We start from the raw sequence: 12,628 nt of genomic DNA on the forward strand, positions 1-12,628 counted from the left end.
CCGAACCTCTAACAACGCTCAGATCCACCGCCATTATCTTAAATGAATCATCAAACTTTCTATGCATCTCTACAAATTTAAAATTACTTATTAAATCTGTCTCGCACTAAAGGTAGCAACTCCAAGTTGGATATGCTCTACCAGCACCAGACGTTGGCCATTGCCAATGCGCTGGCAAAGAAAGGTTATATGGTCATATGTGTACTGCACGAAATCAATTTGGCAGCCCAATATGCCGATAGGGTCATTATGCTGAAAGGCGGGCGCAAATGGTGGGACGGTGCTCCCGAAGAGGTTTTTACCGCACGTAATATATTTACCGCTTTTGGTGTACACACGACGGTGCAGACCAATCCCCGCACATTGATTACCCAAGTCACCCCGAACGGTATCAAGTTCGACGCAGCGGCTTTTAACTCCAATCTGGCCCGGGAATACAATAAGCTTTCACTTAAAGAGCGATTTGTTTCCTATCGAGACGAATACCCCGCACAGCCGCTCTAGCAGGTTGCAGATGTACTGGGTGTAAGCGAGGCCGATCTGATGTTGTTGGGCTTAGGTGAAAACGTTACGTTGTTACGACCTGAAATGGATCATATTTTACAATGTATCGAGGGTATCGGTGTGGTAAAAGCCGTAACCTACAATCCATATTGCGAAACAGAACGGTGCGGGGTATACCGCAATTTCTCCAAAGAAGATTTCACCACATTGTTTTTGGACGAGGACATAGACCTGCGCATTTTTACAAGTAGGTGGAAGATTGCGCTGGCGGCTGAAGAGATGGGAAAAGAGAGCTTACAGTTCTACGATGTGTCGGGACGGGCAGTGCATAAGATTTACCTGACAGATGCCAGCTATCGCCAGGTCTATCTCGGTTTGATTGCCCGTTTCCGTGACGACAGACAGGCCGTTCCACATATTGAAAAACCTGTGCGCAAGCGCATGGAAGAACGCCGGGATGCAGAGATCGACATCGAAGAATTCCAGAAAGCGTGGAACAACATGCAGGATACACATGATTTCTTTGGCTTGATCCGAAAGTTTAGGCTGACACGTATGCAAGCGCTTAGGCTTGCACCGCCACGTAGGGCCATGCAGGTAAGCCTAGAATCTTTTCGCCGCACCATCGTACAATGTTCAGTAACCGAGACGCCGGTCATGATGTTCACGGCCAATGCGGGCTGTGTGCAGATCAATACGGGGAAGCTGGACCGCATCGATCAGGATACTTCGTGGTTAACGATCAGCGAAGCATCCGGTGGAAAGGTAAGCTTCAACGAAGATGCGGTGCATAGTGTGTGGCATGTGGTCAAGCCCACGGTCGATGGAAATGTAAACTCCCTTGAACTCTATGATACGGAAGGGGAATTGATCGTACAATTCTTCGGATACCGCAAACCAGGTATCGCAGAATTGGAACGTTGGCGTGAGGCATTAGGCAGCAATCTGTTATAAGCGTAGATAGTGCACCGGGCTATACACCAACTTCGGTAGGAGAGAGTCCGTAATACCGCTTAAACGCCCTCGTAAAATTACTCTGGTGTTTGAACCCGACCAACATGGCTATCTCGTTCATGTTATTATTTTTCTCCTCCATGATCAGTCGACGGGCTTCCACCATGCGCAGCCGGGTTATAAAATCGTAGATGGTCGTACCATAATATTTCTTGAAGCCCGTACGCAATTTTGATTCATTGATAGTCGCAACCCTCGCCAATTCCTTTTGAGTGGGGGGATTCACATAGTTCGATTCCAAAAGTTCCCGGACAACTTCAAGTTTTTCGATGTCCTCACCGTGGAGTATTTCATTTTCGTTCTGCAAGAACTGGCTGAACTGCTCAAGCTGATAGATAATCAGCTCCATAATACGGGCATCCGTAAACATCCGTTTGAGTCCCCCGTCGTGCTTGCATTCCCGTATTCCCTCAATGGATTTTCGCATTTCGGGCGTGATATAAAGGTCTTCGTCCATGAACGAAATAGTTACACCTTTTTCCATCTCGCGCATAAAATCCTCGTGCAGAGGTGAAGATGTATCCACAAGATGGAGATAATAGTCTTTGGACAGCACGACCAAAAAGTAAACATATTCCTGATCGGCCTTTACTTCGTATGATTCCCTACTGGCCGGAATATAGCGGATATTGTGTCGACCACGGGCATATCGGGTACTTTTGGAAAATGTGAGATTTCCTTTTTCCTTACAAAAAATAAACTGACTGGCTATGGCATCTCCTTCGACTTCGGTCTCTATCCGTACACGCTCACTGAAATTCATCTCTGAATATAGCAGAAACAGTCCGTTGGTGGAGAGCTGATAGTTTTTCATATCGACAGGCGCATTCTTGATACTTATCTGCCGTTCGGATAAACGATGATTGGGGACGTATTTTTCCGGAATTTCTTCCAGAAACAACCATTCATTATGGTTTTCGAGCTTTGCCTTGACCAGCATTTGTTCTCTTCTTAATTTAAAGGATATAAATTGACAATATCATCTCGGCGTCAAATATACGTATTATTTATAAACATTCTAAATAATAGTTTTATTTCTCCGGCTCGTTGTCCTTATCCAATATCACGAATATAAACCGAAGGCATATTAAATCGCCCTTGTCTTAGCTCTCAACCATTCTGCTTCTTCCGTTCCTAAATGAGAAGAAAGCTTCTCAAATACCCATCTATTATAATTATTCAACCATTGCACATGTTTATTATCCAATAACGATTTATCGACCAAATCTGTCGCGATATAGCAAATCGTTAAGGTCTCGAAGTGTATAAAATCTCCAAATTGGTTAGATTCAAAAGCCTTGCTCAACACCAAGTTTTCGATACGGATACCATATTCCCCCTCTCGATATAATCCCGGTTCAATAGAAGAGATCATCCCCTCTTCTACCGGAATATCCACATTCGTCGGGTTAAACACATGCGGCCCCTCGTGTACGTTCAGGAAGAAACCAACACCATGCCCCGTTCCATGTCCGTAATTTCGTAGTGTTTCCCACAACGGACGTCGCGTGACCGCATCAATCTGATAACCACACGTTCCTTTAGGAAACACCAGCTGAGATCCTTCAATCATCGCCTTCAAAACAAGGGTATAGTCCGCTTTTTCCTCGTCCGTGATATGACCTAACGATACGACACGTGTAATATCGGTTGTACCGTCCTTGTATTGTCCACCAGAATCCACCAGCAATAAGCCTTCTGTTTTTAGAGCAGCGTTACTTTCTTCGGTAGCCTTATAATGTGGCAATGCTCCGTGCGCCCGGTAGCCTGCGATAGTGTCAAAAGAAATATCAACGAAATCATCCCCCTCGGCACGTAGTTCCTGCAATTTATCCGCAATCGAAATTTCTGTTAACTGCCCGAATGATACTTGCTCTTCTACCCATTTGAAAAAACGCGTCATGGCTACACCATCTTTTACCATGACATCTCGCGTGTGCGCTGCTTCGACATCGTTCTTTACAGCTTTCATCAACGTAGACGGGTTAAGGTCTTCCATTATTTTAGTTGATACCGGAACCGCATCATACATCGCGAAGCAGGTTCTTTTGGGGTCTAGCAAGATCGTATCAGCTTTTAACGATGAAACTGCTGCATATGCTTCTGCATACGGTCTGATCTGCACCGCTGCTTGCTCCAATACAGACTTATCCACTTCACTTATTTTGCCCGTATCTATAAACAAAATTGTTTCATTTCCGGCTAACAGTACAAAACCCAATACTACCGGGTTACACGGCACATCGTTTCCCCGAATATTTAATAACCACGCTAAATCATCTAAAGAAGAGACCAGATGTGCGGAAACACGCTTAGCGCTCATTTTTTCACGCACACGGCTTAATTTGCTGATCGTGCTTTCTCCCGTCGTAGCTTCATCTAATAAAAATGCCGGAGAGGTCGGGAGTATAGGTCGATCCCGCCAAATTACTTCTAAAATATCTACATGTCCGTCCACGACTATAGCTAATGGGGCCAGAGTGTCTTTAACGGCTTGTGCCAAGGCTACGGATGCTAAATTACCATCAAACGCCACTTTGCTGCCGGAAGGAAGCTGTTCTGCCAACCAAGTCGCGTATTCTGCAGCACCTTGCGTCTTCAATTTCACGAGTTCGAACCCCGTTCCTGCTAGCTGTTCATTCGCCTGCACAAAGTAGCGCGCGTCCGTCCATAAACCCGCAAAATCAGCCGTAATCACTAATGTCCCCGCCGATCCTGTAAAACCAGAAACCCAGGCAATACACTTGTAGCGCTCCGGCAGATACTCACTAATGTGCGGGTCTGACGACGGAATGATATACGCATCAATTCCCTGCAATTTCATCTCTCTTCGGATAGCATTTAAGCGTTCTATATACGACATATTAAATCAATTCTAGTATTCGCGCAAGTTAATTTAATCTTTTTTTTTCGCAAAAAAAGAAAACAAAAAACTCATCATAGCGAATCAAACATCAAGGACGATGTACATTTTGGAATGCTTCTTGAGTAGAGGAACCGGCATAAACAGACAAAACGCATATGTTAAAGAAAACAATCTACACGATATTATTCCTATTTATATTTTTGTCCATACATCCAGGTTATGGACAAATAGGCAAAGACAACATCAACAACGCTTATCAACAATTTGTAAAAAGTGGTAAATTTCCGAACGGCATAGCATCACTCACCGTATTGGATGGTAAAACAGGGCAACCGATATTTACGAACAACGCTTCCATTGGGTTGCCAACCGCTTCGACCATGAAGGTTATCACCTCCATCACCGCCTTGGATATATTGGGTCCCGATTACACCTATCAAACCAAATTAGCTTATACGGGTGAAATTGACAGCTTGGGTGTGTTACATGGCGACATTATCGTGATCGGTTCCGGCGACCCTACACTAGGCAGTGATCGTTATGCTGCCACCAAAGCCGAAACCATATTAAACAAGTGGGTATATAAAATTCAGCAAGCAGGTATCACCCATATCAACGGACATGTGGTAGGTGACGACCTGTATTTAAACGGCAATGATGTGCCCCCTACGTGGACTTGGGTCGATATGGGAAACTATTATGGTGCGGGAATTTCCGGATTAAACTGGCGCGAAAATAAAGTAGGTGTTCGTTTTAATCCGGGTATAATTGGGGGTACCGCAGCTATTAGCAGCACAACCTCCTCATTAACAAGCGTTCATTTGATCAACGAGGTCGCGACCGGTCCCAATGGATCGGGAGATAAGGTATATGCGTATTCTGCGCCGTATTCCAATACGGTATATTTACGTGGAACATACGGCAAAGACTTGAAAAAAGTCATCGAGATTTCTGTTCCAGATCCGGCTATGGCATTGGCAGAGGAACTCCACGAAGCATTGACCGAAGCAAATATTCCGGTAGACAGTCTACCAGCTACCGGGAAAGGTCTTCGCAATCAAGGCGTACACCTCGGCAAGCCAACAAAACAACTGGATACCCACCAGTCGCCAACACTGCAAAACATCGTACATTGGTTCAACCAAAAAAGCATTAATCTGTATGGCGAAGCCATGCTAAAAAGTTTTGGCATCATCAGCCACAATAAATCCAACAGCGAAGAAGCCGCTACATTGCTCAGTAAATATTGGGAACAGAAGCTAAAAATTCCCGCTAGCGAACTGCACATCCACGACGGATCCGGCCTTTCGCCGCAAAACCGTGTCACTACACTAGCCATGGCGAAAATAATGCATTATGCACAAAGCAGACCTTGGTTTGCCGATTTTCAAAAAAGTTTACCGACCATCAATGGTATAACTATGAAGAGCGGTACCATCGGGGGAGTTTTAGGATATACGGGCTTTCATACGAATAACGCGGGTACGCCGGTTACTTTTTCACTCTTAGTCAATAACTATACAGGAAGTACTTCCGCCATGCGGCAAGAAATGTTTACATTATTGAATAGTCTTAAATAACCTAAAAAATTCGCTAATCTTCTTTTGAAGTTATAGATTTGTAGCTATAGAGATGACGATAATTTACGTAAACAGATGAGTATTAATAGAAAAAAAGACGCTTTAGACTACCATTCCAAGGGAAGACCTGGCAAGATTGCAGTCGTTCCGACCAAGCCTCACAATTCACAACGGGACTTATCATTGGCGTACTCACCCGGCGTAGCTGAACCCTGTTTAGCCATCGCTGAAAATAGTGAAGACGCGTATAAATATACATCCAAAGGAAACTTGGTCGCCGTTATCAGTAATGGGACGGCCGTGTTGGGATTAGGTGATATCGGGGCGCAGGCAGGTAAACCTGTCATGGAAGGAAAAGGTTTATTGTTCAAGATATTCGCAGACATTGATGTTTTTGATATTGAATTAGACACTAAAAATGTAGACGAATTTGTCAATATCGTTAAAGCGCTCGAACCAACTTTTGGAGGTATAAACCTGGAAGATATTAAAGCTCCCGAGTGTTTTGAAATAGAACGTCGCTTAAAAGAAGAAATGAACATTCCGGTCATGCACGATGACCAGCATGGTACAGCTATCATTTCAGGTGCGGCGTTAATCAACGCTTGCGAACTGATTGGAAAAGATATCAGCCAGGTCAAAATCGTTGTTAACGGAGCCGGAGCTGCGGCCATATCCTGTACGTCCATGTATATGGCTGTTGGTGCAAAAAAAGAAAACATCGTGATGTTGGACAGCAAAGGGGTTATCCGTACCGATCGGGAAAACTTGGATGCCACAAAAGCGCAGTTTGCTACGGAGAGGGATCTTTATACTTTAGCCGATGCGGTGAAGGATACAGACGTCTTCATCGGATTATCTGCGGCAGATGTACTGACACCGGAAATGCTGCTTTCTATGGCGCCGAGGCCCATCGTATTGGCTATGGCAAACCCTAATCCGGAAATCGCTTATGATCTGGCCGTAGCTACACGCGACGATGTGATTATGGGCACGGGCCGCTCGGACTACCCCAACCAAGTTAACAATGTATTGGGATTTCCGTACATTTTTAGAGGGGCCTTAGATATTCGCGCAACGAGTATTAACGAAGAAATGAAGATTGCAGCGGTTCACGCCATTGCTACATTGGCGAAGCAGCCTGTTCCGGAAGAAGTAAATCAAGCTTACGACACCAATAATTTGAAATTTGGCCCAGAATACATTATCCCCAAACCAACAGATCCTCGTCTCATTACAGAAGTATCCGTGGCCGTAGCAAAAGCAGCGATAGCTTCCGGTGTCGCTAGAATAGAAATCGAGGATTGGGAACATTATAAAGAGGAGTTACGCAAGCGTCTGGGCAAAGACGATCGGATTATCCGTAATTTGACAAGCCGAGCCAAGAAAACCCCCAAACGTGTCGTTTTTGCTGAAGCCGACAATTATAAAACGCTCCGGGCAGCTCAGATTGTAAAAGAAGAAGGAATCGCATTCCCTATTTTATTGGGTGATAAAGAGAAAATACAAAGTTTAATTCAAGAATACAGTTTCGATTTGGGGGATGTAGAAATCATTAACCCAACGGAAGAAAAAGGTTCTGAGCGCTTCAACAGATTTGTCCAACACCTTTATACCAAAAGGCAGCGCCGCGGTCTGACAGAGCACGAGGCGGCCAAATTGATGGCGACCAACCGTAACTATTTTGCGGCAAGTATGGTGCAGTTTGGCGAAGCGGACACCTTGATTTCCGGACTGACTCGCAACTATGCAACGACTATACGGCCCGCTTTGCAGGTTATTGGTGCAAAACCAAACAGTCGTGTTGCGGGTATGTATATCATGTTGACTTCAAAAGGACCTCTTTTCTTTGGCGACACCACCGTCAATGCTGATCCTACACCAGACGAATTGGCGGATATCGCCATCTTATTGGATGAAGCCATCAGACGTTTTAATATTACGCCACGCATTGCGCTGCTGTCTTACTCCAACTTTGGCTCAAACGATGGTCATACTGCCGTTAAAGTGCGTGAAGCTTCAAAGATCCTTCGTGAAAAAGCACCACACATCATCGCTGACGGCGATATACAAGCAAATTTTGCTTTAAATAGCAATCTTTTGAAAGATAACTTCCCATTCAGCACCTTAAATGGTGAACCGGCTAATACCCTCGTATTTCCCAATCTTGAATCCGGCAATATTGCTTACAAACTCTTGCAGGAAGCAGGTGATGCAGAGGCTTTAGGTCCTATTCTATTAGGGATGAATAAGCCAGTCCACGTATTGCAGCTGGATAGCTCCGTCCGAGAGATTGTCAATATGGTGACCATTGCTGTGGTTGATGTGCAAGAACACGAGAAGAACAAATAGAAATGTACGATTATTTCAACGGAAAATTAGTATTCAAAGCCCCCACCCATGTCGTCTTGGACGTGGGTGGGATCGGTTATCATATCCATATCTCGCTGACAACCTTTAGCCAGATCAAAGACCAGGAGCAGTGTAAGCTATATATCTCTTTTCAAGTCCGAGAAGATTCTCAAACGCTATATGGGTTCTCGACGGAGGGAGAACGACAACTGTTCAACCATTTGATTTCGGTGTCAGGTATAGGTCCGAATACAGGGCGTATGATGCTTTCTTCCATTACACCCGAAGAAATCCAAAGCGCCATCATTAACGGGCAAGTACAGGTAATCCAGAAAATAAAGGGAATAGGTCCGAAATCTGCACAACGTGTTATCCTCGAACTGCAAGATAAACTGAAAAAACAAGGGCCGGATGCGCTCATTCCGCTTCCGATCGCCAAGCAGTCGGTACCCGAAGAAGCACTCACGGCATTGGTTATGCTAGGCTTTGGTAAACCACAAGCAGAAAAAGTGTTAAACAGCTTGGTAACGAGTGATCCGGAACAAACCGTTGAACAGCTTATTAAAGCGGCGTTAAAGCGTTTGTAAACACATAGGTTAATTAATTCTCCTGTGCAGAGACCTCCCACACTTTCACCAACTTATCGTCGCCGGCGGTAATCAACTGGTTACCTATCCACGTGGCCGTATTGATAGACAAACGGTGGGCATCATAACCACGCTCTATGCTTATATTTTTGAGCAAAGACAACGATAGCACATCCCATATTTTGATGGATTTATCCCGACTAATGGTGGCTACAATAGGTAAGGTGGGATGCGGAAGAATACCATACACGGTAAACATATGCGGTGTTAGGGATTCCAGAACGGATAGATCATTCTTTGCCAACCGAACGAGCTTCGCATCTCGACCGCCCGAAAGCAAGCTGGTGTCAGCCGTAGCCAACGCTGTTACAGGTAAACTGTGTATCTGTTGTTTTGTTATCTCCCGAAAATCTGTCGTGTCGTATAGATGTACAATGCCATCCTTATCACCAAACGCGACTTGCTTCGCCTTCACAGAAGGTTCGATGACACGCACAGTGGTGTCTGTTATTTTGAATCTGTATAGCAAGGCATAGGTATCTAATGACCATACATAGGCCATACCTTCTTCTCCTGTAGCGATGATTTCCCGTTTTCCAGGGAGTACTTTAATCGAGAAGACCGCTCCCTTTTCCGTTTGCACCTTGCTGATAAGGGATTGCTTTTCTATATCTACAAACCACACTTCGCCATTGCGCAAACCGATGACCAAGATCCCTTCTCCCTCCAAAAGTTGCAACGCATAAACCGATGCCGGTACCGAACACAAAATACGTCTGAATTTCCCTTCTTTCAAATCCCATTCCACTACCCCCTTATCGTTTCCACCTGTAAAAATTGTCGTAGCGTCCATTCCGGGGGATACGGTAAAAATAGGGTTTTGATGACCGGCTAGCGTATTAGATAAAGAAACATCGATCCTAAGCATATCCTCGTTCTTTCTTATTGGTGCCGGCCTTCCAGATTCTTGGCAATCGTTTGTAAATCCAGTCCTTTTTCCCGAAGCAATACCAGAAGGTGAAAAAATAAGTCAGAAGATTCATTGATAAAATCCTGTTCTGTTTCGGCCAATGCAGCAATAACGGTTTCTACAGCTTCTTCACCTACTTTTTGTGCGATTTTATTCAACCCCCGCTGACGTAGTTTGTTGACATACGACTCTTCGGTAGGCATATCATAACGTTGCTGTACAATGCGCTCCAATTGTAAGAGAAAATTTTGGTTATATTCCGTTTGGAAACAACTACGGGCACCGGTATGGCAAGTAGGCCCTGCTGGTTTAACTTTAATCAATAAGGTATCCTGGTCACAATCTACATGGGCAGAAACGACATCCAGAAAATGGCCGCTTTCCTCTCCTTTTGTCCACAATCGATTTTTGCTTCGCGAATAGAAGGTTACACGCCCCTCTTGTTGGGTTTTCGTCCACGCTTCCTCATTCATATACCCTAACATCAGTACTTCCAGTGTCTGATTATCTTGTATAACAACGGGAATTAATCCGTCTCCCTTTTTAAAATCCATTTTATTTATTTTTTATTCCTCCCTCACCACAATCCCATTGGCTCGTAATGTTTCTTTCAGTTCCGGAATCAATATTTCTCCGTAGTGAAATACCGAAGCCGCCAATGCTGCATCCACATTTGCCTGTTGAAACACGTCCACAAAATGCTGTTGCTGACCTGCTCCTCCCGATGCGATTAACGGAATATGTATGGTATCGTTAATTTTCTTTAAAAACGTATTATCAAAGCCATTCTTTGTTCCATCGTGATCCATCGAAGTCAATAGAATCTCTCCTGCACCCCGCTGTTCGGCTTCTTTGATCCAATCCTCCGTATGTATATCCGTTTTATCCCGTCCGCCACGTAGATAAACAAAATTTTCACCGTCCACGACACGCGTATCTACCGCTACCACCACAAACTGCCGACCAAACGAACGGGCAAGTTCATCAATCAGCGTCGGATTGCGTACCGCGGCAGAATTAATCGAGATCTTATCCGCCCCTGCGTTAAGCAACACTTCCGCATCTTTCAATTCATTAATTCCGCCACCTATTGTAAAAGGAATATTGACCTGACGTGCTACGGCCTTGACCAATTCTATGGTTGTTTTCCGTTTTTCATGTGTGGCCGTAATATCAAGAAATACCAGTTCGTCCGCGCCCTGTTGTGAATATTGCCAAGCGAGCTCTACAGGGTCTCCCGCGTCCCGAAGGTCAACAAAATTAACGCCTTTCACCGTACGGCCATCCTTTACATCTAAACAGGGGATGATACGTTTCGCCAACATATTAAATACTGATGAGGGTCTTCAAGTTCCAATCTTTAATCTCATCAATGGAAATCTTATTCTCGTAGATAGCTTTACCCACCACGCAGGATTCTATTCGACCTAACGCATTCAAAGCACGGATATCGTCCATGGAGCTTATTCCACCTGAACCAATTAGTTTGATGATTGGCGAATGATCCAAAAGTTTCTGATAGAGTTCAACACCGGCTCCTCCTAGTTTACCATCTTTACTGATATCGGTACAAAGAAAGCGGAAGAAACCTAAAGAAAGACACTTATCTATGTATGAGATCAGCTTAATAGGCGAACTTTCCAACCAACCGGAATATTTGATAACCTCATCTAGCACGTCAATCGCAATAACAATATGTTTTGCATATTTTACACGTCCTTCGTTCAGCTTGGCCAGCTCCTCCAAAAAAGTAGGGTTGGTAATCGCTTGTGTTCCCACGATGACGCGATAGATTCCCGCATCAACCAATTCCTTTACTTTCTCAATACTTCTTACTCCTCCTCCATATTGCACTTTCATATCCGTTTTACGAATAATATCAAACAGATATTCCTGGTTGCTGAAATCGCCCTTTGCCCCATTCAAATCGATGATGTGCACGAGTTCGGTACCATTGGCATGATACATTTTAATTTGTTCTTCCAATGATATGTCATACGTCGTGACGTCATCGTAATTGCCCTCTCTCAGACGGACAACCTTTTTATCCAAAACATCAATAGCAGGAATGATATACATATTTTAAAGTAATAAGTTAAAAGTCAAAACTTGTAAAGTCGTCAATTATTAATCAACAATTATAAGCAATATCTACCTATAATCTGGAAAAATTAAGCAATATCTGTTCGCCAACCTTTCCAGATTTCTCAGGATGAAATTGCACACCATAAAAATTACCCTTTTTTATTGCTGCAGAAAAAACAACATCGTACGTGCAAAACGCACTGGTATACTGCTCATCAGCTTCAATAAAATAGGAGTGTACAAAATAAAAATAGCTATTATCTGCAATATTCTCAAAAAGAGGACAATCCTTTTTAGGGGACACACCATTCCAGCCCATGTGCGGAACTTTTTTGCCAATACGTTTATCAAAATGTAACGTCTTCAATGGCACAATGTTCAAAAGCTCGGCATCCCCCTCTTCCGAAAAGGAAGTTAGCAATTGCATACCTACGCAAATTCCCAATACGGGTTTCTTCAAGGATATTATATGCTGCACCAGACCTGTTTCCTCCAGCTTGTGCATGGCAGCGCCGGCATGTCCTACACCCGGAATAATAATACGGTCATAATCCTTAAAATCATCCAATTTATCGACCATACCATAACTTATCCCCACGCGATCCAGTGCCGCTGTCAACGAAAAGATATTCCCTGCTCCGTAATTTACTATTCCAATCATTTTTTACAA

Annotated in this window: 12 protein-coding genes; 5 read left to right on the plus strand and 7 right to left on the minus strand. The window is 44.1% G+C overall.

Annotated elements, in window-relative coordinates:
• Window positions 1-126: 126 nt before the first annotated feature.
• A complete protein-coding gene (locus tag H8B06_RS19990) occupies window positions 127-504 on the plus strand; it encodes an ATP-binding cassette domain-containing protein (RefSeq protein WP_190995959.1) in 378 nt (125 codons plus the stop codon).
• Between the two features lie 15 nt (window positions 505-519).
• Complete coding sequence (locus H8B06_RS19995) at window positions 520-1,458, plus strand: ChuX/HutX family heme-like substrate-binding protein (protein WP_223857821.1); 939 nt, start codon at window positions 520-522, stop codon at window positions 1,456-1,458.
• 19 nt (window positions 1,459-1,477) lie between these two features.
• Here the strand turns inward: H8B06_RS19995 and H8B06_RS20000 are convergent, their stop codons facing one another.
• Together H8B06_RS20000 and H8B06_RS20005 are read right to left on the minus strand one after the other, a co-directional pair.
• Complete coding sequence (locus tag H8B06_RS20000) at window positions 1,478-2,458, minus strand: helix-turn-helix transcriptional regulator (RefSeq protein ID WP_190995961.1); 981 nt, start codon at window positions 2,456-2,458, stop codon at window positions 1,478-1,480.
• A 147-nt stretch (window positions 2,459-2,605) separates the two neighbouring features.
• Window positions 2,606-4,381 (minus strand): aminopeptidase P family protein, encoded by a 1,776-nt coding sequence (locus H8B06_RS20005; protein ID WP_190995962.1) that lies wholly within the window; start codon window positions 4,379-4,381, stop codon window positions 2,606-2,608.
• Window positions 4,382-4,539: 158 nt separating this feature from the next.
• Here H8B06_RS20005 and dacB point away from each other — a divergent pair, with 158 nt between their 5' ends.
• The 3 genes from dacB (at window position 4,540) to ruvA (ending at window position 8,903) form a co-directional block, all read left to right on the plus strand.
• Complete coding sequence (dacB, locus tag H8B06_RS20010) at window positions 4,540-5,964, plus strand: D-alanyl-D-alanine carboxypeptidase/D-alanyl-D-alanine endopeptidase (protein WP_190995963.1); 1,425 nt, start codon at window positions 4,540-4,542, stop codon at window positions 5,962-5,964.
• 75 nt (window positions 5,965-6,039) lie between these two features.
• Window positions 6,040-8,316: an NADP-dependent malic enzyme gene (locus H8B06_RS20015; protein ID WP_190995964.1), complete on the plus strand. Its 2,277-nt coding sequence runs from the start codon at window positions 6,040-6,042 to the stop codon at window positions 8,314-8,316.
• Window positions 8,317-8,318: 2 nt separating this feature from the next.
• Window positions 8,319-8,903, plus strand: a complete 585-nt coding sequence (ruvA, locus tag H8B06_RS20020) for a Holliday junction branch migration protein RuvA (protein ID WP_190995965.1) — start codon at window positions 8,319-8,321, stop codon at window positions 8,901-8,903.
• A gap of 13 nt (window positions 8,904-8,916) precedes the next feature.
• On the opposite strand, the gene H8B06_RS20025 is transcribed toward ruvA, so the two are convergent.
• From H8B06_RS20025 to hisH, 5 genes are all read right to left on the minus strand, one after another.
• Window positions 8,917-9,831 carry a WD40 repeat domain-containing protein gene (locus H8B06_RS20025; RefSeq protein WP_190995966.1) on the minus strand — a complete coding sequence of 305 codons (915 nt, stop codon included), beginning with the start codon at window positions 9,829-9,831 and terminating at the stop codon, window positions 8,917-8,919.
• 14 nt (window positions 9,832-9,845) lie between these two features.
• Window positions 9,846-10,427: a bifunctional phosphoribosyl-AMP cyclohydrolase/phosphoribosyl-ATP diphosphatase HisIE gene (hisIE, locus tag H8B06_RS20030; protein ID WP_190995967.1), complete on the minus strand. Its 582-nt coding sequence runs from the start codon at window positions 10,425-10,427 to the stop codon at window positions 9,846-9,848.
• Window positions 10,428-10,439: 12 nt separating this feature from the next.
• On the minus strand, window positions 10,440-11,198 hold the full coding sequence (gene hisF / locus H8B06_RS20035) for an imidazole glycerol phosphate synthase subunit HisF (protein ID WP_190995968.1): 759 nt from the start codon (window positions 11,196-11,198) through the stop codon (window positions 10,440-10,442).
• 1 nt (window position 11,199) lies between these two features.
• Complete coding sequence (locus tag H8B06_RS20040; RefSeq protein ID WP_190995969.1) at window positions 11,200-11,952, minus strand: 1-(5-phosphoribosyl)-5-[(5-phosphoribosylamino)methylideneamino]imidazole-4-carboxamide isomerase; 753 nt, start codon at window positions 11,950-11,952, stop codon at window positions 11,200-11,202.
• Between the two features lie 76 nt (window positions 11,953-12,028).
• Window positions 12,029-12,619: an imidazole glycerol phosphate synthase subunit HisH gene (hisH, locus tag H8B06_RS20045; RefSeq protein WP_190995970.1), complete on the minus strand. Its 591-nt coding sequence runs from the start codon at window positions 12,617-12,619 to the stop codon at window positions 12,029-12,031.
• Between the last annotated feature and the right edge of the window lie 9 nt (window positions 12,620-12,628).

This window comes from Sphingobacterium micropteri, from assembly GCF_014692515.1.
Lineage (GTDB): Bacteria > Bacteroidota > Bacteroidia > Sphingobacteriales > Sphingobacteriaceae > Sphingobacterium > Sphingobacterium micropteri.